Here is a 24,632-nt window from a genome sequence, read left to right on the forward strand (position 1 = left end):
CTTTCACAGGCGTTTACTTACTACTAACGACACTCAATATGTTATTCAAGTATTTATTCATCATCACCCTTGTCATTTTGTTCGTGCCGCCTGTACGCCGATTTGTCTTCTATTTATTGGTTGGGCGGCAATTGGTTAAAGAGCAAAAGCGTCAGGGCGATATTCGGGGTAACCGTCGGGAAGGAGAAATAAAAGTTGATAATCGGCCTCCGAAAGGTGGGGATTCCCGTTATTCGGGTGGAGAGTACGTTGACTACGAAGAAGTTAAGTAATAATAGATCGAAAAATAAATGAGGTGATCAAGCCAGCTTGATCACCTCATTTATTTTTCGATGGTTGTCACTTCGTGCTCTTTTTTGTAGCGCACCGCTAATCCTGTCATCATGTAGCCATTGCTGGTAGCAGAGGTGTAATACGTATAGCGAACGGCAACCAAGGCATCTGCGCCCAGTTTTTTGGCCTGTAGAGTCAGGCGGGATAGCATTAATTCTTTCTGTTGCATATCGTTTCCCCGACTTACCATCCGACGATCGGCCGACTGCCGATCCGTTAGAGGAACTTCGCCTTTTATTTCGAGATCTTCCAGTGGGTCAAATGGTCGGTCAGGCCGCTGGTTATCGTAAAATACCTCAACCGGATAGCGGACTTTGGTTTGCAAATAAGCGACTGGCTTAAAGCAACCCCAGGTTGTTAACAGCAGCAGCAGAATGACCCCTTTTTTCATTGTTGAGTTAATTGTCAAGGCCAGCCAGTACGTCAGCAACTACCTTGGGATAATACATGTGTTCGAGAACCTGTACACTGTGTGCTACGTCGTCGGGCGTATCGGTTGGCTTTACGGAGCAGTGTGCCTGGAAAATGATTTGTCCTTCATCGTATCGTTCATTCACGTAATGAATGGTGATGCCGGATTCTGTTTCGCCAGCTGCTACGACCGCTTCGTGAACAAAATGACCGTACATGCCTTTGCCGCCAAACTTAGGTAATAAAGCAGGATGAATATTAACGATTCTGTTGGGGAAGGCCTGCACGATCCGCCCTGGCATCAGCCACATAAACCCAGCGAGAACGATGAGGTCAATGTCTTGCTTTTGCAGAATAGATAGAATCTGGTCGGTTTCGTAGAACGTTTGCCGATCAAAAAGCAGTACCGGAATATGTAGTCTACGCGCCCGGTCAATGACACCCGCTTTGTGATTATTGGATACGATCAACGAAACATCTACGTCGTTATTATCGGCAAAATACGTAGCAATCTTCTCGGCGTTTGAGCCCGAACCAGAGGCAAATAAGGCAATACGTTTCAAAGTAGTAGCGGTTACTAAAGTTGCCAAAAGTACGACTTTTGCCGACAAGAAAGAATACAGGAAGTTAGATGAGAATCGTTGGCTAACGTAGTGAAACCGTCAATAAAAGACCCTCTATTCGTGAAATAAGCCTATGATTGGGTTGTTGATCAGTAGCTGAGCCACGCTTCGACTGTACGGGTAATGCAACTTTTGCCTATTTTTGTGAGTACTCGCCCGAATCCGATGCTGGCAACCAACCAACTCACGTTCGAATACGGCTCTGCGAAAAAGTTCGCATTTCCGGATGTTCATTGCGCAAATCGCGAAGCTCTACTCATCTTAGGACGCTCTGGAACGGGCAAAACAACGTTCCTGCATTTATTAGCTTTACTGCTACGTCCCAAAAGTGGTTCTGTAATTATCAATCAAACTGACCTGACCAAACTCGGCCCCGCTGAAACAGCGGCATTCCGGGCCAAACACGTCGGAATTGTTTACCAGAAACCGCACTTTGTCAGCTCATTATCCGTACTCGATAACCTGGTTCTGGCTAATTATCTGGCCGATAAAGCACAGGATAAAGAGCGGGCCCGGGAATTGGCCAGCCAATTGGGTTTTGCGGATCATCTGAATAAAAAAACAAATCAGTTGAGTCAGGGTGAGCAGCAGCGGGTTAGTATCGCCCGGGCCGTTATGAATCAGCCCGATATTATTCTGGCCGACGAGCCAACGTCGAGCCTTGATGATGACAATACTGATCGTGTTATAAAACTTCTGCGTGAACAGTCGGAACAGATTGGAGCCAGCCTGATTGTTGTTACGCACGATCAGCGTCTTAAAGATGCGTTTGAGAATCAAGTATTTCTGTAAATCACGATTGCCTTTCACGACCTATCTATGCGCAAACTTCTGCTTGCTCTTTTACTAATGCCCCTGCTGGTAATTGGCCAGAACCGTAAGAAAAAGGATTACCTCGTATCGCTGAACACACAGTTTGGAACGCTCCGGCTTGTGTTGTACGATCAGACGCCAAAACATAAAGAGAACTTCATTAAGCTGGTTAACCAGAAATTTTACGATAGCCTGTTGTTTCATCGGATTATTCCCCTGTTTATGATTCAGGGTGGCGATCCAAACTCGCGCCGGGCGAAACCCGATGAACCGCTGGGCCGGGGCGATGTTGGCTATAAAATTCCAGCGGAGTTTGTGCCGACGCTGTTTCATAAAAAAGGCGCTTTGGCGGCTGCTCGTGATAATAATCCAGAAAAAGCGTCCAGTGGCTGTCAGTTCTATATTGTGCAGGGGCGTGTCTGGAATGACGAGGAGTTGCAAAAACAAATTGCCCGTATTGAAAACATGAAAGGCCACGTTCCTTCCGACGAGCAAAAGCAGGTTTACAAAACCCTTGGTGGCGCTCCGCATCTGGACGGTAATTACACGGTATTTGGCGAAGTTATTGACGGTCTGGCTGTGATAGATAGCATTGCCAAGCAACCCAGAAACGAAATGGATCGGCCCGATCAGGACATTCGTATGACCATGAAAGGCGATTGGGTCAGGAAAAAAAAGATTACAAAGCAGTTTGGTTATAAATACTAGTAACGTACTAACCAATTGCAACACTAGGAAACTATGAAAAAACGGATTCTTCTCACGGGCGCTAACGGATTGTTAGGGCAGAAATTAGTGAGCCTGTTGGTACAAAAACCGGATGTTGAGCTGGTGGCTACGGCCAGAGGAACGAACCGGCTTCCCTTCGCGGAGGGGTATACGTACCGCCCAATGGATATTACGGATAAGCAACAAGTGCTGGAGGTTATCGGCGATGTTCGGCCAGACGTAGTTATCCACGGGGCTGCTATGACGGACGTGGATAAGTGTGAAATTCAGAAAGATGACTGCTGGGCGCAGAACGTTCATGCGGTTGAATACATCATCGAAGCGTGCAAAGCCACGAATGCTTTCCTGGTACACGTATCGACCGATTTTATTTTTGATGGTGCTGCCGGACCCTACGACGAGACCGCAGAAGCAAATCCGATCAGTTTTTATGGCTGGAGTAAGCAGGCGGGCGAATCGGCCGTAAAACATTCTGGTCTTCGCTGGGCCATTGCCCGTACTGTGCTTGTATATGGTATTGCCCACGATATGAGCCGCAGCAATATCATTCTATGGGTTAAGAAATCGCTGGAAGAAGGAAAGACTATTAAAGTCGTTACGGACCAGTGGCGGAGTCCAACGCTGGCCGAAGATTTGGCAATGGGCTGTTATCTGATTGCCGATCAGGAAGCGGAAGGAATCTTCAATATTTCGGGTAAAGAAGTACTGACGCCTTACGATATGGCTATTAAAACCGCCGATTATTTCGGCCTCGATAAATCGTTGATTACGCAGGCCGATGCATCGACGTTTACCCAGGTTGCCCGTCGCCCGCCCCGTACCGGCTTTATTCTCGATAAGTCCAGAACCGTATTGGGCTACGACCCTCATTCGTTTGAGGAAGGTATTGCCGTACTGGCTGGTCAACTGAAACAGCCAGCATGAGCCAGGTAAAACTATATGGTGTGCGCGAGCAGTTGCTGCCAATTCGCGAGCGGTTGTCAGACGTAGTGCATTCGTGCGTCGTTGACGCTTTACAGTTTCCGGCCAATAAACGCGCTCACCGATTTTTTTATCTGGACAAGGACGATTTTTACTGGCCGGAAACCGCTTCAGAACGGTACGTTATCCTGGAGTTTATGATGATGGAAGGCCGGACGGTTGAAACGAAGAAAAGACTGATTCATTTGCTCTATGAACGAGTCTGTGAGCAGCTGGATTTAGCCGTTACTGACCTCGAAATCTGCATTCTTGAAAGCCCTGCACACAACTGGGGCTTTCGGGGTATGACCGGCGACGAAATTCAGCTTAACTATACGATTACGATCTAATCAGTGACGATCCAACTCAAAGTTAAGCCAGGGAGCAAAATTGATCAGATGTTTTTCGATGCGTCGGGTCTACTGAATGCCAAAATCAAAGCACCTGCTCAGGACGGCAAGGCCAATGCCTACCTTATTGAGTTTCTCGCGAAGCAATTAGGCGTTGCCAAATCGAGCGTATCCATTGTGTCGGGGTTTACCAATCCACATAAACGCATTGCATTGGACGTAACGGAGGAAACCTACGCTCGTTTTCTGGAACGTATTGCTACGTAGTGGCAAAACGGTTGCTGCCTGGGTAAGCACAATTTACAAGGCCTCTCTCGGATAGTCATTCATAATCTTTTCCAGCATCGCTCTGGTGAGCGGTTTAGGAAGGTAGCCTTTTACGTCGTCGATCTGATTGGCTCGTTTCGTATCAGCCGAGTTAATAGACGTAGTAAGCATGAGCAAAACCAGTCTACTACGTAACGATTGGTTGAGCTGGCCATAGCGTTCAAGAAATTCGAAACCATTCATGCCGGGCATATTGATATCCAGCAGGATAACATCAGGTCGTACGTAGTCCGGATGATCCGTTTGCGCCAGATAGTCAAGACCTTTTTGCCCATTTTCTACAATTCGAACCGTATCAAATAATCCAGATTCATCAATTACTAACTGGTGTAAATAGTTATCATCGGGATCGTCGTCAATTAAGAGAATACAACGAATCGGCTTGCGCATACTGATGGACAGTTTTAATTACCTTAGGAATAGTGAAATAGAACGTAGTGCCAGTGCCCACTGTACTATCGAGCCATATATGGCCGCCATAAATCTCTACTATTTTTTTACAGGTTGCTAATCCGATACCCGTGCCGGAGTATTCGTTTCGGCCGTGAAGTCGCTGAAAAAGCTGAAAAACACGGTCGTAATACTGCTGATCAATGCCAATGCCATTATCGGCTACTGAAAAACAATACTGGTGAATTTCTTCTGTAAATCGGATCGCAATGTCAGGCGTTACGTTGGGCCGCCGGTATTTGAGGCTATTGGAAATCAGGTTTTGAAAAAGCTGCTTCAGATCGGTTTGGTGCCCCATTATGACAGGTAGCGGATCAACGTCAATCGTTGCACCACTAGCCTGAATATCAGATTGTAATTCTTCTAAAATCTCTTTTAGGACTATATTCAGGTCGACCTGGGCCAGTGCAATTTCGCTACCAACCCGTGAGAAATTGAGCAGATCATTGATTAAGCCACGCATTCGCTCGGCGGCAGCGGTCGATACGCCAATCATTCGCTGAGCTTCTCCGTCGAGATGGGGGCCATGCTTATGTTCAAGTAAGGACAGATAATTTGTGATCGTTTTTAGGGGCGACTGGAGGTCGTGCGATGCGATGTAGGCAAATTGCTGTAGCTCATGGTTCGAGCGTGTTAGTTCCTGCATCGCCAGTTGCCGAAACGCTAATTCGCGTTCATACTCTTTCGAGGTACGCAGACCAACGGCTTCATTGAAATAACGGATCAGCGCAATAACAGTTGCTATGGATACAATGCCCGTTAAAAAACGAATGAAAGCGTTTACGCGGTAGGCTGGTAGCCAGAACATGGCCGCATCGACAAGGTGGGTAAGTCCGCAAAGCAGAATGAAAGCGCCGAAAAGCCAGAAGACGCCCGAAAGAGGTACCCCTTTTTTGATTAGAATAAAACGAATGAGAATAAGCGGTATGGCCATATAAGCCAGCCAGATTGTCAGATCGGAAATTATATACAACCAGCCATGGAAGTCCGTCCATTGGCCACAATACCAGCGAGGAGGCCAGTCACTCGTATCGGTGAACCGTTGGAAAAATTCGAAGAAATCTTGCATAGAGGAAGAAGGCAGTAAATGGCAAGTTAACGGAGTATACCTTATATACGTCAATGACTTGCGTCTGGACGCATATAAGATATAAAGATAAGCAGGAATGGAACGTTTAAAGGAATCGATTGAAAAATATGCGACTTTAATCCTATGATGACTTATGATATGTTTACTTTTTCATGTGTTCGGTGATTGTTTTAAACGATGAAACCGAGCTATAATTTAACCAATATAACCAGTCCAGAAATGAAAAAACCGACAATCGTTTTGACAGTTATATCGAAACGATTGTCGGTTTGTATATACAGCAAATTTTGCTAAAACGGCAAACTATACCGCGTCTACTGGTTCGGCCATGGTTTCGGGCGCCTGCTTTCGTGGAATATAATGGCGGAAGAAACTGCTGATTTTCATTTGCAGAACGCCAAAAACGGCTTCTTTGAAAATCTTCGTCGACATTTTAGAGACGCCTTTGGTCCGATCCGTGAAAATGATCGGTACTTCTTTCAGACGGAACCCGTATTTCCAGCAGGTAAATTTCATTTCTATCTGGAACGCGTACCCTACAAATTTAATTGGGTTGTGCAGAATTACTTCCAGTACGTTGGCACGGTAGCAAACAAAACCAGCCGTTGGGTCCATGACTGACATCCCCGTAATGAACCGGACATATACGCCCGCAAAATAGGACATCAGTACTCGGCCAATTGGCCAGTTCACTACGTTAACGCCACGAATGTAGCGAGAGCCAATGGCTACGTCGGCGCGGTCAGGACCTTCGTCGGCACAGGCGTGATAAAGCTTAACCAGATCGTCGGGGTTATGGGAAAAATCGGCGTCCATTTCAAAAAGATACTGATAACCGCGCGATAATGCCCATTTAAAACCATCTATATAGGCGGTTCCCAAACCCAGTTTTCCCCGTCGTTCGAGTAAATGAAGGCGGGCGTTACGTCCCGTTCCTGAGAATTCTTCCTGTAAGTCACGGACGCACTGAGCCGTTCCGTCGGGAGAGCCGTCGTCTACGATCAATACGTCGAACGGCTCCGGTAGTGAGAATACTTTACGGATAATAGCCTCAATATTCTCTATTTCATTATAAGTTGGAATTACGACCAGACGTTCTTTCACGGACTTATTAGGAGTGTTAGTCGGTTGATACTGTACTATTCATACAACAGCAGCGCCGACGTTTTTTGTACAAAGAAACTATTAAAATTTGTTAATGAGGGTGTTTTGGCCCAACTGCCGGGCTAACTCTCTGGCTTTGCCGATACAATCTGAAAGCGATACGCCTTTGTACCAGTTGGCACATACCCGTAAATCATCGTTCTCAACGGTCTCGATGTGTTTGCGCACGGCGGCCAGGTGGCTATTATATTGTGGTATGGCTCGCTCCCAGCGCGCTAGTGTTTGAAAAACAGGTTCATCGGCCTTGATACCGAAACTTGACACCAGCTCCTGATGGACTTTGTCGTACAGAACATCATCCGGTAGCCGGGCACTTTGCGTATGCGCGCGACCACCAACCATCGTTGTGATCAGCACTTCATTATCGGGGCACCGGCCTGCGAAAACAGAGCTGCTCCAGATGTGGCCCGAAGCAAAACGACCTTCAATGGTAGGGTTCAGGCCGCCGAAACCATCAAGAGGGTGCGCTACGTCGGCCCGTTTGTAAACCGAATGAACGGCTGTCATCGGCGGGTAGTCGACCTGGTTGAGGGCATTGGCAAACGCAGGATACTGCGTAGCAACCAATCGGGCGGCTGCGTCTGTGCCGGTTGCCAGCACAAGTTTATCAACAGTCTGGATGCCTGATTTTGATTCTACCTGCCAGCCATGACTGGTTCGGCTGATACGTTGAACGGGATCACCAAGCGACAAATGGGTCAGGCTAGCCGCCAGCTTATTGGTCAGCGCCTGCATACCATCCCGGAAGCTGAACGACTGCCGCCTGCCACTACCAGATTGATTTTTGATCAGGCCACGTACTACCGAGCCGTATTCTTTTTCGTACTGAAGTAAAATGGGAAAGGTTTCTGAAACCAGAAGCTCTTCAGGATCGCCGGCATAAATACCCGCTACAAACGGAGCCAGCGCATAATCAACAATTTCACTGGAAAAACGGCGTCGAAAAAACTGGGCTAATGTTTCTCCTTCGGGCGATATGGTCTTGTTATTACGTTCGCGAAAGATGGCCAGTTTTGTTGACCAGCTAAAAAAGCCGCCGAAAAGCAGGGAGGGAGGGCCGGACGGAAGCTTGCGGTACTGCCCATTGCGAAAGATATACCGAGCTTTACTGACCGGATTACTGAAAACCAGGTCGGGCGTAAGGCCCAGCTCATCGAGCCATAGTAGTAAATCGCTGTCGCCAAGGAGCGAGTTGGGACCCAGTTCGCGCAGATAACGCTGGCCGTCAGGGCCGGTTTCCCAACGCGAACCAATATAGCCGCCTGCTCGGTCGGTGGCTTCCCAAATCTGGTAGTCGATGCCTTTTTTTTCTAATTCGTAAGCCAGCGTCAAACCAGAAATGCCCGCGCCAATAATACCAATGCTCATGACTTGGCTGGTTTAGGTTTAGGCGCTTCGGATTCTTTTTTTAGCTTTTCCACAACCTGTTTGTAAATAACTTCCATTTCGCGTGGATGCGATGAGTAGTAGCCGTAGCTCCTGGCATAAGCGGCTGTATCGACCTTAAATCGTTTGAAGATCTGTTTTTCCATATGCTTATAAGCGATATTGGACGAATCGACGGATCGTAGTCCCAGACGGCTCACCCGCGTTTCGGCCTTATGAACCTCGGTCAGGATATCGGCCATGCGGTCGCCGGGAATCAAATTGTCAGGTTTTGTATTTTGCTCTGATTGGCAGCTCGGTATCAATCCCATGCCGAGCATGAAAAGAGCCATCCAACTCGTTTGTTTAATAAGATGCCAACGCATAGTGTTTAAGCGTTAATTTTGTAAGCTAGCCCAGTTTGGGCCCATTCGGCGAATTTGCGCTAGACAAATTCATGCCCGACCTAATGCCGTTGGGCAAAGTTCGGGATTGCTTGTTTAAATAGTATAACATCAGCTTCGTATGGACGAGTTCTTAGCCCGGCTACGGAATTTTGATATTCAGATCCGAAAAGCGGTCAACTCACAGATGCGAGGGAGTTTTCGATCTGTTTTTAAGGGGTCTGGTCTGGAATTCAGTGATTTGCGTATTTATCAGTACGGCGATGATGTTCGGGCCATCGACTGGAACGTATCGTCGAAAGGGCATGGTACGTTTGTTAAAGTATTTCGGGAGGAAAAAGATCAGACCGTTTTTTTTGTGGTTGATGTGAGTGCGTCGCAGCAGGTAGGGCCTCGGCATCGCGCGAAAATAGATACGACGAAAGAGGTATGCGGAGTACTGGCTATGTCGGCCATTCGGGAGGCCAGTCATGTCGGATTATATTGCTTTTCTGACCAGAAAGAACTGTATATTAAGCCGTCGAGTACCCTAAAAACGGGTTATCAGTTGATTATGAGCCTGTTTAAGCTACAGCCCGAATCAACGCGTACGAATCTGGCCGATGCTCTTTTATTTACACTGAACCGCCTTAAACGACGTAGTGTCGTAATTTTGCTATCTGATTTTATTGATCAGGGATACGAACACAACCTAAAAGCGTTAGCCAAAAAACACGATCTGGTCGTTATTCATTTTTACGATCAGCGGGAAGTCAATTTGCCACGGTTGGGTATTATTCCCGTCCATGATGCCGAAACCAATCGAACTGTCTGGCTCAATACGTCGTCGGCTTCGTTTCGGCACCGGCTGCGGGAAACGTTTTTGCAGAACCAAACCCAGTTGGAGCGACTTTGTAAACAATATAATGCCAACTACCTGGCACTTGATTCGCAGGAAGATTTTATTCCTAAACTCATTGACCTGTTTCGCATAAGAAAATACCAGTAATTCAGAGGAGACTATTCGTGACCTGCCTACTTCGACTGCTTTTTGTTTTTTGTCTGTTCTGTGCCAGTCAAACCATGTCGCTGGTTTGGGCGCAAGCGCCCGCCAAAACCAGCGGGAGAGATCAGCGTCCATTATGGGGGCAATTTCTGACGGATAGTATCGAGATTGGGCGGCCGTTTCAGTACGCACTAACGTATCGACATTCGCCGAAAGCTGAAGTACTTTTTCCGGATACATCGCAGCATTTTTTCCCGTTTCGGGTGAAGGAGGTTAGTGTGTGGCCGACAAAAACCGTGGGCGAAGGTGCCAGAGCTGTTAGTCGCGATAGTGCGGTGTACACGCTGATATCGTTCGAAACAGATTCGATCCAGGTACTTCAGGTCCCGATTCGACTGGTAAATTCCAGCGACTGTACCTATCTGAACACGCAGATCGATACGGTATTCCTACGATCTCATTTAACAAGGCCCGTTGCCGGAACAACAGCGCCAAAGAACGTAACGCTGGCATCGGAAACCAAGTTGACCACCCTCCAGCAGCAATTCAACTACCCACTTCTGGGCGAAGCGATGGTTGGTGTGGGAGCACTGATGGTCTTAATTTACCTGCTGTTTGGCCAGACGCTACGTCGGAAATGGACGTTATATCAGCTTTATCAGGAACAACAACGGTTTATTCGAGAATACAATCGGTTAATCCAGCGACTCGATGCAAGCACGGCATCCGAAACGGCCAACCAGGCAATTGTGATGTGGAAGGCATATCTGGAACAGTTGGAAGGGCTTCCGTATGCCTCCTTAACAACTCCCGAAATTGCCGAGCGGACGGGCGATGATCGGGTGGCCGATGCTTTGCGGGAAGCCGATCGAATGATTTACGGCGGAGAGTTTTCTGTTCAGTCGTCAGAAGCATTGATTGTGCTACGTAACGTTGCCGTAGTAACGTACCAACGGCAACGGTTTATTGCCCAAACATCAACTGTAGCCGATACGTCATCTGACGCATCGGAAGAAACCGAATCAACTGTTTCATGAAACCCTGGTATTCGCTTTATTGGTTTAGCCCGGAGTTGTGGGATCAGTTTCGGTTTACCAATCCGCTGGCGCTTTATCTGATTCCGGGCATTGGGCTTCTGTTTGCGCTACGTTATTATGTGCATCGGGGCTCGCAGCAACGTTTGAACATGTCGCTGGGGGCAACCACAAATCGAAAACGAACCGCTGGCCTGTTTGGAAATCTGATTCGCATTGAACAGACCGTAATCAGTAGCCTGCGCTATTTATTGCCAATCAGCATTTTTATTGCCATGGGTATGTTGCTGATTGCCCTGGCCCGGCCGCAACTGGTTCAGACGCACCGCGAGGAGCAATCAGAAGGTATCGATATTATGCTGGCGATCGACGTATCAGAGTCGATGACCGAGAATGATATGCCGCCTACTCGGCTGGCAACGGCCCGACGAGTGGCCCAGACCTTCATCAACGGGCGGAAAAATGATCGGATTGGTCTGGTAATTTTTGCGGGCGAGGCTTTTTCACTTTGTCCACTAACAACCGATTATGCGTTGCTGAAACAATATCTGAGCCAATTGGATGCCAAAATGATCCAAACGTCGGGTACGGCTATTGGCGATGCGCTGGCCCGTTGCATTAACCGAATGCGCGATCCGGCGATGGTCGTGCAAGATTCGGCACAGTTGAAAAAGCAACGTAGCAAAGTGGTGATTTTGTTAAGTGATGGCGACAACACAGCCGGAAATCTTGATCCCGTAACGGCTGCGCGTCTGGCGAAAGCATTCGGAATTAGAATCTACACCATTGCCGTCGGACGTACTGTCGAATCGCGGACGGCGGCATCAACCATCGACGAAGGCATTTTAAAAACCATTGCCGACATTGGTAAGGGAAGTTTCTTCAGAGCGGCCGACGCAGGCCGTTTGCGAGCTGTATTCGCCCAGATTGATCGACTGGAAAAAGCGCCCGTCAGAACCATCGTTTACGAAGACGTTCAGGACTATTATCGGGTGTATATCTATTGGGGAATTTCGTTTTTATTGCTGGCTCTGTTTCTCAAGAACACAATTGCTGGCAATGTTCTGGAAGATTAACACCGTAATGATACACGAGGATTATGCTGAAATCGTATTACAACGCCGACGTTGTGGAAGCTGGGTTAGATGAAGTGGGTAGGGGGTGCCTGGCGGGGCCGGTTGTAGCGGCTGCGGTTATTTTGCCCAGAGATTATACTCATCCTATTCTGAATGACTCAAAACAGTTGACCCGAAATCAGCGGGACATGCTTCGGGAAGATATTAAGCGGGAGGCTATTGCCTGGGCGGTTGCCGAAGTTTCTCATGAAGATATTGACAAGATCAACATTCTGAAAGCCAGCTTTCTGGCCATGCATCGCGCTGTCGATGTCTTACCGACAAAGCCGGAACATTTACTCGTTGACGGTAATCGGTTTGTGCCGTACCCGATGATTCCACATACCTGTATCGTGAAAGGAGATGCTCATTATTTGTCGATTGCTGCAGCATCAATCCTGGCAAAGACGTATCGGGATGAGTTGATGGAGCAATTGGGGCTGGAATATCCGGCTTATGGGTGGGCAAAAAATGTGGGGTATCCAACGGCGGTTCATCGGGAAGCTATCCGCCAGTTCGGGCCAACCAAATATCACCGGATGAGCTTTCGACTTATTTAGTTTACTGTCCTCCATCGTCAGGAAGAATGAGGTTTTCTGCTACGTATATAGATAAGTTTTTAGTCAGAATTTAGCTTTTTGGGCGATGGTGGCAGAATAGATGATTGCTTTCGTAATTTGTCTGTCAACCCTGTATCATGTTGGGTGGTGGCGAAAAAATAGCCTTTGCCAATCTAAAGGTTAGCAAAGGCTATTATAAAAGGCTTATTGGTAAACTATGCCTGGGGGCGATCCCAGAACGCTGGCGGTTCTATGCCCAGCGTGCGTAAATAGACATAAGCTTGACCCCGATGATGGATTTCATTGTCGATCAGATAGAAAAGAAACCAGTAGATAGGCCCTTCATACAGGCCAAAAGCCTTATCCACTTCCTGAAAGCGAGCGGGAGAAATCTGTGGCCAGTAGGCATCAATTTTCTCGGTCACCCGATCCCACTGGTCTAGTACCTGCTGTTTGGTCGTTGCTTTGGGGGATTCCTCCGTACCATTTTCATAGGAAGGCCAGTTGCCTGAAATAACGCCCTGCATACTCTGATCAGCCATGTGCAGGACTTCATCAATCAGTGCCGAACAAGGTCGCATGCCGCCCAGACTATATGAAAAAAAGTGCTCATCGGGGTAGGCTTCGATCAATCGTCGGGTAAGTCCCCGGTGTCCTTGCCAATGGGCAAGAAGTTGTTGGGGGGAGAGGACGATCTGCTCTAACGTTGGGTTAAGCTGCACTGTGTTTTCCATGATCTGCTAGTGGTTGAAGTTGTCGATTAATTGACAATACAAAGAAAATCCAGGGCAGTGACAGCGGTATGTCAGTAGTGAACCTAGTCGGCAGTGATAATTAATCCAAGTAACACGATGTAGGATGTTAGCTGGAAAAAAGCTATTTCCATACACAAAGGAAACCGCTATAAATCCGACGTACTTCCTACTTTCATACGGTACGGCATAAGCCTCTGGCTTAGATTAAGCAGGAAGAGGCCAATAACAGAATCAGTGAATGTACTTATATTAGTTAAGTATCTTCCAGTGAATTATTTTCAATTTTGTCAAATAATATAATAATGACGTGCGTAAAACACCCAAGCCATAGACAGCGCTACGTCGGAAGTTGATGGACGACGCTTCGTCAAAATACTTTGTGGGGCAGGTGACTTCGCCGATCTCGTAGCCTTTATAAAAAATCTGGGCAATCATCTCGTTGTCGAAAATGAAATCATTGGAATTATTCGTTAAGTCTATACTACGAAGAACCTCCCCCGAGAAAGCCCGATAGCCTGTATGATATTCTGATAATTTCTGGTTCATTAGTAGGTTTTGCGAAAAGGTCAGAAACCGATTGGCAATATATTTATACAGAGGCATTCCACCTTTCAACGCACCCTTGCCTAAAATTCGGGACGCAAACACAACTGGGTACAGTTCGTTGCCGATAATCGAAATTATAGCTGGTAAAAGAAGAGGAGTATATTGGTAGTCAGGATGCAACATAATGACAATATCAGCTTCCAGATCAATCGCTTTGGCGTAGCAGGTTTTCTGATTGCCGCCATAGCCAATGTTTTTATTGTGCCGAATGATATGTTTTATACCCAAATTACGAGCTATTTCGATTGTATTATCCGGGCTGGCATCATCGACAAGAATAACCTCATCTACTAAATCAAAAGGAATTTCTCGGTACGTACGTTCGAGCGTTAAGGCCGCTCGGTAAGCCGGCATCACCACAATAACTTTTTTGTTGTTAAACATAGAAATTGGTAAAAGTGGACATGGGCTAAATCATTGCCCGCATGTGCAAACTGATTGAAGAGAAATAGTTAATGATTCAGTAACAGATTGGCTATTTCGACTAGTATTCGTCAAGCATCTGCTCTATGTTCGTACTAATTGATGCACCTCCCTGAATTTGGCTAAGGGTTTTTAGCCTAAACGTAGATGGCGATTGTTGGCTTGGTCAGTTATCGTCTCTAGTATCAGTGTTGTAACATGTACAATCAAGGTGGCTTTGTTGAACTCAGCTTGATCAGGTAATTAAGATTGCTAGTCATAGTACGTTTACCCGCTTACTGCTATCTTGGGTTATTGGGATATGGGCCGCAACGCTTCGTTGACGTAAGGCGCAAAGGATGGCGTAAAAAAAATAGTATACGTATGTAGCTGAATCGATCGATAAGGGTGCTTCATAACTCGCGGTAATTGCTCGCTAAGATTCTGAAAATCATCATTGGGGATAATGGATAAATCGGCATTCTCCCACTGATTTTCGGTCGGCCAGATGGTATAGTGTTTGTGGAAAAATGGAATTAGAAAATCAAATACAAACACATTGGAATGGGCGGGTATACTTTCTGCCAGTTTCTTGATAACTGCTACATCGAAAGAAGGTAGCAGCGGTTCTTTAGCCGGGTCGATGTGATGCCGAAGTAGCGTTCGCGCTATAGAGATGAGATGAAAATCGGGGCGGACATACTGAACAATCGGTAACTGAATGAACAGTAAGCAAAACCCGATCACTGTCGGCTTCCAAGCTAAGATGGCTGTTTTTCCAGCCCCAAAAAACGTCCAAAATGCTAGTATGTACGTAAACGAAAAGGCGTAGACCAGCACAAAACGAGGGGGCCAGGTTAAGGACACCAGATCGAAAAAGGCGTTAGTGCCGTAGTACGTAGCTCCCTGCACCCAGTTGGAAAGCAGCAGTGCTAGCTGCGCAATCACATAGATTAATAGCACGCTCCGGCTCTGGCGCCACTTTACCTGATAAAGCCCGTAGAGCAGCATACCCACTGAAGGTAATAGCAGCAGGGCCGTTAAGAAGAGAAGCTTCAGGTTTTTGAGAATAAACCTACGTTCGCGCATGCCTGCCGCAATAACATCCAGCGCTTGTTGTAGCCGGGGCTCTGGTTCATAAGCGTGGTTTTTATACGATAGGAAGGCCATCCCCGTGATAAAAACAATCGCCCAGCCACCCAGAACAAGCCAGAAACGCTGCTGAGTCAGCACGCCAAAAATGTTTCTTGTTCGATCGGCATGCAGATATTGAATACTCAAAAACGCCAGGTGAATAGATCCCGCCAATAGAGCTCCATCTTCTTTCACCAACACCATGAGTGCCGCCGTTATCCAGAACCAGCGGCACTCATGGATAAGCAGCGTCAAGATAAACAGTATAGAAAGCGGCAAATAGGTCAGTTCGGGATGCCAGCCGATGCCGGGATGGTCATTGAACCAGAACCAGATGGGACCAACAAGTAGAACTAGCAAAAACAACCAGCCTACCCAAGCTCTTGCTCTGTGACTGAGGTACTGCAACATCAGGCTGTAGCTAACGATTGAAAGTCCCGTTTGAACAATAAAAGCACCGTAAGCTCCGCATATGTAAATTATGGGGCCCCACAGCAGCATTAGATAGTTATTATGAATCCGGTCGCTGTAGCCCCAGACATTTTCGTACAGTAAGGGCCGGCCGTTTATCCAACTGCGGGAAGATTGCAGGAAGATATACATGTCGTTGAAAGTATAATAGAGGCCCTGAAAGCGAATAATTTTGAAGTAGAAAAATAGGAGTAAAAGTAGGCTGCTGATAGCCACCAGTATCGTCCATCTTGTTTGCATGAGTTGAGTAAGATCTGGTCCTAAAAGCCCAGACACAGAATTCAATAACTTTGTGCTCTCTATTGGGAATTTCGATGCTACAGGCTATCGCTAGGGAGCCTATGCGGTATCATAATAGGAAATAGATACCCATAACGTAGTATTTATCGGCACTCTTGATTCGCGGGCTAATTCCTCGACTATATGCCTATTTACTTCAGGAATGGGATGTGTAGGCGGATTTTTTTATAGTCAATTATACAAGAGTGAATGAGTTGGTGGGATACCGCCAACCTGGATTTTCGGCGCTGGACCGGCACTACGCCAGTGAGTTATCAGAAAGACTATTGCATTTCCCGTAAAAAAACAGCCTAATAACGATACGTATCAGGCTGTTTGGAGAAAGTGTTGTTATACGGCTTGCTGTTGCGCTGCCTGCTCTCTTAGCCTAGCGGTCGGGCGAAAACGTTCTCCATACTGATTGGCGAGCCGGTCGCAGGTGTTAACGAACGTATCGACTCCCACAAAATCGATGAACGATAAAGCACCGCCCGTATAGGCTGGAAATCCCCAACCCAGTATGGAACCAAGGTCGGCATCTAGTTTGGTACGGACAACATTTTCTTCAAAACAACGTACCGCTTCGATTGCCTGCCGATACAAAAGCCTTGTTTTGACTTCATCGAGCGATGGTTGCTGCGGAGCCAGCGGGAACAAATCAGACAGACCTGACCATAATTTTTTGCTTTTATCGGCTCCATATTCGTAAAAACCTGCTTTCGCTTTTTTACCAGCTCGACCTAGCTCGACCAGCTTTTTGGCTACCTGATAGCTGGTGTCGTCTTCTCGTATGGCTCCGTCCTGAATACCTTGCCCGGCAATCTTGTACACCAGATCCAGCGCCACTTCATCGGTAACGGCCAGTGGCCCAACGGGCATACCAGCATCTTTTCCAGCATTTTCAATCAGTACTGGATTAATGCCTTCTTTCAGGAGTTCCATGCCCTCGCCCGAATACGTACCGAAGCAACGCGACGTATAAAAGCCGCGCGAGTCGTTAACCACAATCGGGGTTTTACGAATCTTACGCGTGTAATCGATGGCAACGGCCAGGGCATAATCGGACGTTTGCTTACCCACGATGATTTCCACAAGCATCATCTTGTCGACGGGCGAGAAAAAATGAATGCCGATGAAACGATCTGATTTCGCCGACGCCTGTGCCAGACCGCTGATTGGTAACGTCGACGTATTGGAGGCAAAAACGCCCTGTTCGGCCAGAAAAGGTTCTGCTTCCTGCGTAACCGTGGCTTTTAGCTCGCGATTTTCGAATACAGCTTCAATAATCAGGTCGCAACCGTCCAGGTCTTGAGCGCTGGTCGTTAGCTTAATGAGCGATAAAATTCCGTCCGCTTTTTGCGGATCGAGTTTGCCGCGCTCCACGCTCTTCTGAAGCAGACTACGGGAGTACTCTTTTCCTTTTTCGGCGGCTTCAATCGATACGTCTTTCAGGATCACATCGATGCCTGCCTGAGCCGATACGTAGGCGATACCTGCTCCCATCATACCGGCGCCCAGAACGCCGAGTTTCTTTACCTCCGTTTTGGGGATATCCTTCGGTCGACTGGCTCCTTTGTTAGCCTCGTTCATACCCAGAAACATGGTCTGAATAAGATTTTTGGCCACTTTCGACGTAGCGACTTTTACAAAATGACGCGCTTCGATCGATAAAGCCCGGTCGATATTCACCTGCAATCCTTCGTAGACGCAGGCCATAATCTCAAGCGGAGCCGGGTAGTTACCCTTGGTCTTATCCATCATCATGGCCGTGCCTACGCCAAAAGTCTGCGCTCCGACCGCGCTTTGCACGTTGCCACCCGGAACCTTGACATTATCCTTCCCGACAATCTTGCCAGTTTTACGGTCTACTTCATCCCAGGGCTTGATCGGTTTCGGATTGGCTTCGATCCAGGCGCGAGCTTTCGCCATCATCTCGTCTGGGGTATCGGCTATGTCGTCGATCATACCCAGGCTTTTTGCTTCCTGAACGCCTACTTTTTTGCCTTCCAGAATGAGCGGTAAAGCCACCTGGATACCAAGCATACGGGGTAAGCGCTGGGTTCCGCCTGCGCCGGGTAGTAGCCCAATGGTTACCTCAACCAGCCCGATGGCTGTTTTTGGATTAGCCAAAGCAATGCGGTGATGGCAGGCCAGACAAATCTCGTAGCCGCCCCCGAGCGCGGTACCATTGATGGCCGCAACGGTCGGTTTCCCTGAGGTTTCGATACGTCGGAAAACCCGGTTTAGCTCCGACGATACCTTTAGCATATCGGTCGGATCTTTATCGTTATTCCGAAGAATCATTTTCAGATCGGCACCCGCCACGAATTCGGGTTTGGCCGACGTAATGATGATTCCTTTTACCGAGTCATCGGCAAATGCCTGTTCCAAAGCCGACTCGAAGGCAGGGATTGAGTCGTCGTTCAATACGTTCATGGGCGACGAGGTCATGGCCCACGTAATAACAGCTATGTGCTGATCGACAGCGTATTGTATCATAGTATCTTTTCTTAGTTTTCACGGGGCTGCCCATGCAGTTTTCCGTTTAGAGTTTTCACGGGGCCGCCCGAGCAGTGGCTGACGCCAGATAATTGCTGATGCGTCAGCCCCTTGAAAACTATAAACTTATAGTAGTTCGAAGATGGTGGCGATGCCCATGCCACCGCCAATGCATAGCGAAGCAAGGCCAACCTGCTTACCGCTACGTTCCAGCTCGTCGAGCAACGTAGCAGAAATGATGGCACCCGTCGCGCCAAGCGGATGGCCCAGCGCAATGGAGCCACCATTCACATTCAATTTGTTATGATCAACTCCCAGTTCATCCATGTAAAGCAGGGGAATGGCCGCAAAAGCTTCGTTCACTTCGAAAAGATCAATGTCGCTGATGGACATTCCGGCGCGTTTAAGCACTTTTTTCGTGGCCGGAATTGGGCCGGTAAGCATAATAGTTGGTTCGGAGCCAACAACGGCGAAGGCTTTGATACGAGCGCGTGGTTTTAGACCAGTCTTCTCCCCGAATTCCTGACTGCCAATCAGTACGCCAGCGGCACCATCGACAATCTGGGATGAATTTCCAGCGTGATGAACGTGATTGATTTGCGCGTATTCCGCGTATTTTAACAGAGCCAGTGCATCCAAGCCCATTTGTCCAATGGCTTCGAACGCCGGTTTTAGCTTCGCCAGACTGTCGACGGTTGTTCCAGGTCGAACGCCTTCGTCGTGGTCCACTAACGTAACGCCCAGCTCATCCTTAAACGGAATAAGCGTTTTATGGAACCGATTCGCAGCCTGTGCATCGACGGCCCGGCGATACGATTCGGCCGCAAAACGATCGACGTCCGTTCGCGAATAACCGTATTTGGTGGCAATTAAATCGGCTGATATACCCTGTGGAACAATGTTGTGATGGGCAACAATTTGTGGATTCATGAACAAGGCCCCGCCATCTGACCCCATCGGTACGCGAGACATCGATTCGACACCACCGGCAATGATCGCATCTACCTGCCCCGACATCACGTAGGCACCAGCCATGTTGATGGCTTCGAGCCCCGACGAGCAGAATCGGTTGAGCTGTACACCCGCCACGGATTCATGATAACTTGATTCGAGGACAGCTGTGCGGGCGATATCGGCCCCCTGTTCGCCAATAGGTGTTACGCACCCCAGAATAACATCGTCGATGAGGGACGTATCGAGCTGGTTCCGGTCTCGAAGTTCGCGAAGAACGCTGGTGAGCAGTTGAATGGGTTGTACCTCGTGCAGCGAACCGTCGCTTTTGCCTCGTCCACGAGGTGTTCGGACGGCATCGTAAATGAAAGCCTCTGCCATACTTGTCTATTGAAATTAGTATGCATGCATACGGTTTGATCCGTAAAGCTAAAGGCAAAAGCTGAGGAGTGCAATCGTTTTGAGGTAAAATGATAAACGAGTAGCCCGGACGTCTACGTCCGGGTGAATAAATCAGAGTTTCACCCGGACGTAGACGTCCAGGCTACTCGCTGATACGTCTTCCAGAAAAATGTAAAAATGGGCTTACTTATCCAATACCACCGTTTCGCCAATCAGGTAAGCCCCTGATTCGGTCGATAGGTTATACACCTGTTTTACGGAACGGCCTGCTGCTTCGGTGCGAACGACTTTATAAGCAGCTAGGCTGTTGGTCGTTGCATCATAGCGATACAAAACTTCACCCGCTTTTACGTCGCCCAGGGCCTTACGGCCGGTAGCCGTCAACACAGGGTGGTTTTTGGTAGCTTCGAGTAAAACCGGCGCGGTTAGGCCATTCCGATGATCAGCGGTCAACTCATTTGTAGAAGAAAGCCATACGCCAGCCAGCGTAAACTCGCCAGCATGAGCATCCACTTTGTTGACCCGTGTTGGCACCAGCGATTTTGTTTGGGCACTATATCCCATCACTACATCGCCCTTGTTGATGGCGCTGATGGCTTTCGACGAACCATCGGCCAGCGTAACAGGCGCGTCGGGAGCAAAACAGAAGTTATATTCTTCTTTTTTCTTATCACCGCCTTCGTCCGATTTACCGGCACCACCGGCTAGCAGGCCAGCCATTTCGCGGGATAAAACAAATGTCAGGGTCGACATCAGACCGGGTTCTTTTTCGCCAACGTACTTAAGATCATCAATGTAAGCATCCCAGGCCTTCCGGTCGGCCGATGCACCCGGAATAACGAACGGTTTGATGTCGTTGGTTTTGCCGTTCTGATAAATAGCCAGCAGTCCTAATTCTTTGGTGTCTTCGGCCGTAAATACTTTGTAGAGATAAATTTTACGAGTGATTCCGTCGCTGTACGTAAAGACGTAAGCAGGCCGTTCTTCGTAGCGGTCCAGAATAAAGCCACCCGATTTGAAGTAAGTGTCTTTATCCAAATTTGCGACTTTAATGGCTTTGATGGCCTTGAGCTGGTCAAGGGTCATGCTGGCGGATGCCGTTTGCGCCCAGACGCGCTGACTCAGCAATTGGGTAGCAACCGCGCAACAGAGAAAGAGGAGTACAGACAGGAAGTTATTTTTCATCGTTTCTTTTCAGGTTGGATTCGAGTTAATCAATAGAACACGGATTCGTAGGATGCTTATGATTATAGAGTTATTTGTAAAAGACCTTTTTGAGGCATTTTCTGCCTGACAGAAGACAACTTCATAATCATACGTATCATAATGATCAGCGTTCTATCGTGCGTAAAAAAAGTTATTTTTTAGTGTATTGACCCACACGTGCATGAATAGCTTCAACCGTTCGGCGGGCCGACGCAAAGGCTCCGGCCATCCAGGCAGTGAGATAGGTCGTGTGTTCGCCTGCAAAATAAATGTTGCCGTCGGGTTCCAGTAAAGCAGGATAGTATTTTTTTCGGGTAGCGTCGTCATATAAGGCCCATCCTCCTCCGCTATAGGGTGTGCGATGCCAGGCTAGCGAAAACGAATTTTCAAATTCTGTTTTATACTGCGGATGGATTTTGCCGCCTTGTTCCAGCGCTAGTTTCTCCCGGTCGGCTACCGGTAATGCGCCCACTGCTTCGGCCCGGCTATAGAAGTTGTAATAGCCAATCAGAACTCCTTTTTTGCCCTGTAAGCTAAATGATGGATACCAGATCTGGTTGACATCCATGTTGGTACGCGAGATTCCTCCGTAAATACCATCGTCTTCTTCCCAGAAACGCCGTTTGAATTGCAAACCAATTTTTCCCGTTTTCATGTAAGGAATAAAATCAGCGGCCCGTTTTACGGTGCCCGACAGGTCTGATTCAAGCGATTTGAGCATGGGTAGCGGCAAGGTGCAGACGCAGAATTCGCCGGAAATCTCCACGGGTTTTCCGTCTTTCTGATAAATGACTCTAACGCCATTCTCCGTTTTTCGTAGCTCCTTAACCGGCGCGTTGAAAATGATTTTACCGGCTAATTTTTTCTCAAATGCCTTGGGAATTGAGTCCATTCCATCAACAGGCTGGAGTAGAGTCGTTTGCTGTTCGTACGCATAATCGCCCACGTTGTAGAAAACGGGCTGCATAAAGCCTGAACGTAGCAAATCGGTAAGTCCATACGGATCGGTCAATACACCCGGTACGTTTCCGGCACCTGGATCACTTTTACTTTTGTAGCCGCGCCGGTTGGTGCCTTTATACAAATGAGCCGTATTCAGATCGCCTTCATTTTTCAGAAAATCGACCAGTTTTTCGACGTCTTCTTTTGTCAGTTGCTGATCGAGCGAGGACTGGTCAAGGGCTTTGGCCAGCAGCTCAGACGTGTAGCCGCGCATATCGTTATGATAGTCGCTGATACGCATCCGTCGATTGGCCAGATCGCCCGTTCCGCCGTCGTTATACAGGTAGGCTGACTCGTTGGCTCCGTTGAAAATCTGTAACGGAACGCCTAGTTCCCGGCAGTACTGAAGCGTAATTTCATGGTGATGCGGAATGCGGGCGGCTCCGCCATTGTAATATTGGCCTTCGCTGAACGCACAGGTTTGCGCGGCTCCACCACCCAGCTCGGTTTCTTTGGTTCCATTCCGGATTGTCCAGACCCGACCACCTGACCGCGAGCGCGCTTCAATAAGGGTACAGTCGTAGCCTAACTTGCCTAGCTCGTAAGCGGCTGTCAGACCCGCCAGACCCGCCCCTAAAATGATCACTTTTCGTCCTTTGCCGTCACTTCCTGTACCATTAGCCGATAAGTCGATGGCTGAGGCAGGGGCGGCAGGTAACATTCCCCAGGCCAGCAGACTGGCATAACTGGCACTTGTTGAGTTGATGAAGTCTCTTCGCGTCATGAAAGCTATGAGTGCCGACTGCCACCAGCCGGTGTATTACGTAGTAAAAAAGAAAACCGACCGGGGGCGGTCGGTGGTACGTTAGCCTACTACTTTCTTGAAGCCGTCGATAAAGATGGCCATCTCGTCCATAGTGCCTACGCTAACGCGACAGAAGGGTTGTCCGTTAAATTCGCGGGTCTGAATCCCAATGCCCTGTCCAAACATCTGTCCTTCAAAGGTTTTGGTCTTCATGCGAATGGGGAACAGGATGAAATTGGCCGCCGACGGAATGACTTCATACCCCATATCGGCCAGTGCCTTGGTCGTGTAGGCCCGCGCCTTCGCATTCTCGGCACGGCAATGGTTCTGCCAGGCCACATCTTTGTAGCTGGCAATACCAGCCATCAACGTAGTGATGCTAACCGCAAATTCGCCGTTGGTGTACCCACGTAGTGTTTTCAGCATCTCGGGTTGAGCAATGGCGTAGCCTAGCCGCAGTCCGGCAAATCCGTGGATTTTTGAGAACGTTCGGGCCAGGATTACGTTCTGGCCATCGGCAACCAATTTCCCAAGCTTAGGACGTTCAGCGGGTTCGTAGAAATCGATGTACGCTTCATCGATGAAAACCGGCACTTTAGGGGCTATTTCCTTGCAAAACGCTTCTAGTTCGGCAGTGGGAACAATGGTGCCGGTTGGGTTATTCGGATTGACAATATAGACTAGTTTTACGTCGGGTGTTATGGCAGCTTTGATGGCTGGCAGATCATACTTATAGTCTTTCGTCATCGGAATCGCCTTGATCTTTGCCCCAAACTTCTGAGCCCGCTGGAGCAGATCATCGTAGGTTATGGCACTAGTCAGGATCGTACCGCCATCTTTCGCAAAATATTCAGCAGCGGCCATCAGAATGTCGGATGAGCCGGGCGACATCATAATGTTCTCTGGCTTGACACCTTCATCGGGCGCAATCAATGCTTTGATCTGCGAAAACTCCATCCAGGCGTATCGGTTGCCCAACTCTGCTGACTTCATAATCGCTTCTTTGGCGCTTTGTGAAATACCGAGCGGATTTTCATTTGCCAGCAGACGTGCCTTGAGCTTAGGCATCTTATCAAATGGATCGTCGGCAAATGCAAACTCATTGGTAAACGACGAGACAAACGGAGCGTTTGGCATAGCTGCTTCGGCGGAGCTTAACCGGTTTAAACTAAAGCTGGCCGCCAGCAGGCCGCTGGCACGTAGCCAATCCCGGCGAGTTAGTTGTGATGACATGATTGCAGTATTTTTGGATTTATCTGCGATAAAATTAAAGTAAATCTGAATATAAACCCTTAGTATATAGAGTGTTGTGAAAATACGAATTAATACTAAAAAAAGCGTCCTCTAAATGAGAGCGCTCTTGATTTAATTTTATCAAATAGGTATTTTCTGAAATTTATCTATAGCTATTTTTTGAAAGGCAAAATAAACACTCACTTTGAACGTGTCTGCTTTCAATTGGCAGTT

General features: G+C 48.0%; 25 protein-coding genes. 10 read left to right on the plus strand and 15 right to left on the minus strand.

Annotated features, from left to right (window positions below; genetic code table 11):
• Window positions 1–38: 38 nt before the first annotated feature.
• Complete coding sequence (locus GK108_RS03465) at window positions 39–272, plus strand: DUF4834 family protein (protein WP_163942773.1); 234 nt, start codon at window positions 39–41, stop codon at window positions 270–272.
• Window positions 273–322: 50 nt separating this feature from the next.
• Here GK108_RS03465 and GK108_RS03470 read toward each other — a convergent pair whose 3' ends face one another.
• On the minus strand, window positions 323–724 hold the full coding sequence (locus GK108_RS03470; protein ID WP_163942776.1) for a YbjQ family protein: 402 nt from the start codon (window positions 722–724) through the stop codon (window positions 323–325).
• A 7-nt stretch (window positions 725–731) separates the two neighbouring features.
• A complete protein-coding gene (gene purN / locus GK108_RS03475; RefSeq protein WP_163942779.1) occupies window positions 732–1,307 on the minus strand; it encodes a phosphoribosylglycinamide formyltransferase in 576 nt (191 codons plus the stop codon).
• A 225-nt stretch (window positions 1,308–1,532) separates the two neighbouring features.
• Here purN and GK108_RS03480 point away from each other — a divergent pair, with 225 nt between their 5' ends.
• From GK108_RS03480 to GK108_RS03500, 5 genes are read left to right on the plus strand one after another with little or no spacing between them, the layout of a single operon-like run.
• The gene (locus tag GK108_RS03480; protein ID WP_163943808.1) at window positions 1,533–2,159 is read left to right on the plus strand and encodes an ABC transporter ATP-binding protein; all 627 of its coding nucleotides are present in this window, start codon (window positions 1,533–1,535) and stop codon (window positions 2,157–2,159) included.
• Window positions 2,160–2,186: 27 nt separating this feature from the next.
• Entirely contained in the window at window positions 2,187–2,888 is a 702-nt protein-coding gene (locus GK108_RS03485) for a peptidylprolyl isomerase (protein WP_163942782.1), read from the plus strand.
• A 33-nt stretch (window positions 2,889–2,921) separates the two neighbouring features.
• Complete coding sequence (locus GK108_RS03490; protein ID WP_163942785.1) at window positions 2,922–3,833, plus strand: SDR family oxidoreductase; 912 nt, start codon at window positions 2,922–2,924, stop codon at window positions 3,831–3,833.
• The gene (locus GK108_RS03495; RefSeq protein ID WP_163942788.1) at window positions 3,830–4,219 is read left to right on the plus strand and encodes a tautomerase family protein; all 390 of its coding nucleotides are present in this window, start codon (window positions 3,830–3,832) and stop codon (window positions 4,217–4,219) included. The genes GK108_RS03490 and GK108_RS03495 overlap by 4 nt, the downstream gene beginning before the upstream one ends.
• 3 nt (window positions 4,220–4,222) lie before the next feature.
• A complete protein-coding gene (locus GK108_RS03500; protein WP_163942791.1) occupies window positions 4,223–4,486 on the plus strand; it encodes a DUF167 domain-containing protein in 264 nt (87 codons plus the stop codon).
• 33 nt (window positions 4,487–4,519) lie between these two features.
• Here GK108_RS03500 and GK108_RS03505 read toward each other — a convergent pair whose 3' ends face one another.
• The 5 genes from GK108_RS03505 to GK108_RS03525 all read right to left on the minus strand — a co-directional run bounded on the left by GK108_RS03505 (window position 4,520) and on the right by GK108_RS03525 (window position 9,001).
• On the minus strand, window positions 4,520–4,936 hold the full coding sequence (locus GK108_RS03505) for a response regulator (protein WP_163942796.1): 417 nt from the start codon (window positions 4,934–4,936) through the stop codon (window positions 4,520–4,522).
• Entirely contained in the window at window positions 4,902–6,065 is a 1,164-nt protein-coding gene (locus tag GK108_RS03510; protein ID WP_163942799.1) for a sensor histidine kinase, read from the minus strand. Before GK108_RS03510 ends, GK108_RS03505 begins: the two co-directional genes overlap by 35 nt.
• A gap of 324 nt (window positions 6,066–6,389) precedes the next feature.
• The gene (locus tag GK108_RS03515) at window positions 6,390–7,190 is read right to left on the minus strand and encodes a polyprenol monophosphomannose synthase (protein WP_163942802.1); all 801 of its coding nucleotides are present in this window, start codon (window positions 7,188–7,190) and stop codon (window positions 6,390–6,392) included.
• An 81-nt stretch (window positions 7,191–7,271) separates the two neighbouring features.
• Window positions 7,272–8,618, minus strand: a complete 1,347-nt coding sequence (gene hemG / locus GK108_RS03520; protein ID WP_163942805.1) for a protoporphyrinogen oxidase — start codon at window positions 8,616–8,618, stop codon at window positions 7,272–7,274.
• Complete coding sequence (locus GK108_RS03525) at window positions 8,615–9,001, minus strand: DUF4296 domain-containing protein (protein ID WP_163942808.1); 387 nt, start codon at window positions 8,999–9,001, stop codon at window positions 8,615–8,617. The genes hemG and GK108_RS03525 overlap by 4 nt, the downstream gene beginning before the upstream one ends.
• 139 nt (window positions 9,002–9,140) lie before the next feature.
• Between GK108_RS03525 and GK108_RS03530 the strand changes: the two genes are divergently transcribed.
• From GK108_RS03530 to GK108_RS03545, 4 genes are read left to right on the plus strand one after another with little or no spacing between them, the layout of a single operon-like run.
• A complete protein-coding gene (locus tag GK108_RS03530; RefSeq protein ID WP_163942811.1) occupies window positions 9,141–10,007 on the plus strand; it encodes a DUF58 domain-containing protein in 867 nt (288 codons plus the stop codon).
• A gap of 17 nt (window positions 10,008–10,024) precedes the next feature.
• Entirely contained in the window at window positions 10,025–11,041 is a 1,017-nt protein-coding gene (locus GK108_RS03535) for a hypothetical protein (RefSeq protein WP_163942814.1), read from the plus strand.
• Window positions 11,038–12,114, plus strand: coding sequence for a VWA domain-containing protein (locus tag GK108_RS03540; protein WP_163942816.1), 1,077 nt, complete (start codon window positions 11,038–11,040; stop codon window positions 12,112–12,114). The genes GK108_RS03535 and GK108_RS03540 overlap by 4 nt, the downstream gene beginning before the upstream one ends.
• Before the next feature lie 23 nt (window positions 12,115–12,137).
• Entirely contained in the window at window positions 12,138–12,713 is a 576-nt protein-coding gene (locus GK108_RS03545) for a ribonuclease HII (protein ID WP_163942819.1), read from the plus strand.
• 215 nt (window positions 12,714–12,928) lie between these two features.
• Here GK108_RS03545 and GK108_RS03550 read toward each other — a convergent pair whose 3' ends face one another.
• The 8 genes from GK108_RS03550 to GK108_RS03585 all read right to left on the minus strand — a co-directional run bounded on the left by GK108_RS03550 (window position 12,929) and on the right by GK108_RS03585 (window position 24,398).
• Entirely contained in the window at window positions 12,929–13,447 is a 519-nt protein-coding gene (locus GK108_RS03550; RefSeq protein ID WP_163942822.1) for a DinB family protein, read from the minus strand.
• A 270-nt stretch (window positions 13,448–13,717) separates the two neighbouring features.
• Complete coding sequence (locus GK108_RS03555) at window positions 13,718–14,458, minus strand: glycosyltransferase family 2 protein (RefSeq protein ID WP_163942825.1); 741 nt, start codon at window positions 14,456–14,458, stop codon at window positions 13,718–13,720.
• 330 nt (window positions 14,459–14,788) lie between these two features.
• On the minus strand, window positions 14,789–16,321 hold the full coding sequence (locus GK108_RS03560) for a glycosyltransferase family protein (RefSeq protein WP_163942828.1): 1,533 nt from the start codon (window positions 16,319–16,321) through the stop codon (window positions 14,789–14,791).
• A gap of 390 nt (window positions 16,322–16,711) precedes the next feature.
• Window positions 16,712–18,859: a 3-hydroxyacyl-CoA dehydrogenase NAD-binding domain-containing protein gene (locus GK108_RS03565; protein ID WP_163942831.1), complete on the minus strand. Its 2,148-nt coding sequence runs from the start codon at window positions 18,857–18,859 to the stop codon at window positions 16,712–16,714.
• 126 nt (window positions 18,860–18,985) lie between these two features.
• Window positions 18,986–20,191 (minus strand): acetyl-CoA C-acetyltransferase, encoded by a 1,206-nt coding sequence (locus tag GK108_RS03570; RefSeq protein WP_163942833.1) that lies wholly within the window; start codon window positions 20,189–20,191, stop codon window positions 18,986–18,988.
• Window positions 20,192–20,395: 204 nt separating this feature from the next.
• Window positions 20,396–21,397 carry a Hint domain-containing protein gene (locus tag GK108_RS03575; RefSeq protein WP_163942835.1) on the minus strand — a complete coding sequence of 334 codons (1,002 nt, stop codon included), beginning with the start codon at window positions 21,395–21,397 and terminating at the stop codon, window positions 20,396–20,398.
• 172 nt (window positions 21,398–21,569) lie between these two features.
• Window positions 21,570–23,144, minus strand: coding sequence for a flavin monoamine oxidase family protein (locus GK108_RS03580; protein ID WP_163942837.1), 1,575 nt, complete (start codon window positions 23,142–23,144; stop codon window positions 21,570–21,572).
• 81 nt (window positions 23,145–23,225) lie between these two features.
• Complete coding sequence (locus GK108_RS03585; protein WP_163942839.1) at window positions 23,226–24,398, minus strand: pyridoxal phosphate-dependent aminotransferase; 1,173 nt, start codon at window positions 24,396–24,398, stop codon at window positions 23,226–23,228.
• Between the last annotated feature and the right edge of the window lie 234 nt (window positions 24,399–24,632).

Source organism: Spirosoma terrae, from assembly GCF_010435915.1.
Taxonomy (GTDB): Bacteria; Bacteroidota; Bacteroidia; order Cytophagales; family Spirosomataceae; genus Spirosoma; species Spirosoma terrae.

What these genes read in the sequence shown, in the direction of transcription:
- GK108_RS03585 (WP_163942839.1), bottom strand. Translation starts at nt 24,398, where the DNA reads ATGTCATCACAACTAACTCGCCGGGATTGGCTACGTGCCAGCGGCCTG.
- GK108_RS03465 (WP_163942773.1), top strand. Translation starts at nt 39, where the DNA reads ATGTTATTCAAGTATTTATTCATCATCACCCTTGTCATTTTGTTCGTG.
- GK108_RS03495 (WP_163942788.1), top strand. Translation starts at nt 3,830, where the DNA reads ATGAGCCAGGTAAAACTATATGGTGTGCGCGAGCAGTTGCTGCCAATT.
- GK108_RS03525 (WP_163942808.1), bottom strand. Translation starts at nt 9,001, where the DNA reads ATGCGTTGGCATCTTATTAAACAAACGAGTTGGATGGCTCTTTTCATG.
- GK108_RS03555 (WP_163942825.1), bottom strand. Translation starts at nt 14,458, where the DNA reads ATGTTTAACAACAAAAAAGTTATTGTGGTGATGCCGGCTTACCGAGCG.
- GK108_RS03575 (WP_163942835.1), bottom strand. Translation starts at nt 21,397, where the DNA reads ATGAAAAATAACTTCCTGTCTGTACTCCTCTTTCTCTGTTGCGCGGTT.
- GK108_RS03550 (WP_163942822.1), bottom strand. Translation starts at nt 13,447, where the DNA reads ATGGAAAACACAGTGCAGCTTAACCCAACGTTAGAGCAGATCGTCCTC.
- GK108_RS03565 (WP_163942831.1), bottom strand. Translation starts at nt 18,859, where the DNA reads ATGATACAATACGCTGTCGATCAGCACATAGCTGTTATTACGTGGGCC.
- GK108_RS03530 (WP_163942811.1), top strand. Translation starts at nt 9,141, where the DNA reads ATGGACGAGTTCTTAGCCCGGCTACGGAATTTTGATATTCAGATCCGA.
- GK108_RS03490 (WP_163942785.1), top strand. Translation starts at nt 2,922, where the DNA reads ATGAAAAAACGGATTCTTCTCACGGGCGCTAACGGATTGTTAGGGCAG.
- GK108_RS03505 (WP_163942796.1), bottom strand. Translation starts at nt 4,936, where the DNA reads ATGCGCAAGCCGATTCGTTGTATTCTCTTAATTGACGACGATCCCGAT.
- GK108_RS03485 (WP_163942782.1), top strand. Translation starts at nt 2,187, where the DNA reads ATGCGCAAACTTCTGCTTGCTCTTTTACTAATGCCCCTGCTGGTAATT.
- GK108_RS03470 (WP_163942776.1), bottom strand. Translation starts at nt 724, where the DNA reads ATGAAAAAAGGGGTCATTCTGCTGCTGCTGTTAACAACCTGGGGTTGC.
- hemG (WP_163942805.1), bottom strand. Translation starts at nt 8,618, where the DNA reads ATGAGCATTGGTATTATTGGCGCGGGCATTTCTGGTTTGACGCTGGCT.
- GK108_RS03580 (WP_163942837.1), bottom strand. Translation starts at nt 23,144, where the DNA reads ATGACGCGAAGAGACTTCATCAACTCAACAAGTGCCAGTTATGCCAGT.
- GK108_RS03560 (WP_163942828.1), bottom strand. Translation starts at nt 16,321, where the DNA reads ATGCAAACAAGATGGACGATACTGGTGGCTATCAGCAGCCTACTTTTA.
- GK108_RS03540 (WP_163942816.1), top strand. Translation starts at nt 11,038, where the DNA reads ATGAAACCCTGGTATTCGCTTTATTGGTTTAGCCCGGAGTTGTGGGAT.
- GK108_RS03545 (WP_163942819.1), top strand. Translation starts at nt 12,138, where the DNA reads ATGCTGAAATCGTATTACAACGCCGACGTTGTGGAAGCTGGGTTAGAT.
- GK108_RS03570 (WP_163942833.1), bottom strand. Translation starts at nt 20,191, where the DNA reads ATGGCAGAGGCTTTCATTTACGATGCCGTCCGAACACCTCGTGGACGA.
- GK108_RS03510 (WP_163942799.1), bottom strand. Translation starts at nt 6,065, where the DNA reads ATGCAAGATTTCTTCGAATTTTTCCAACGGTTCACCGATACGAGTGAC.
- GK108_RS03480 (WP_163943808.1), top strand. Translation starts at nt 1,533, where the DNA reads ATGCTGGCAACCAACCAACTCACGTTCGAATACGGCTCTGCGAAAAAG.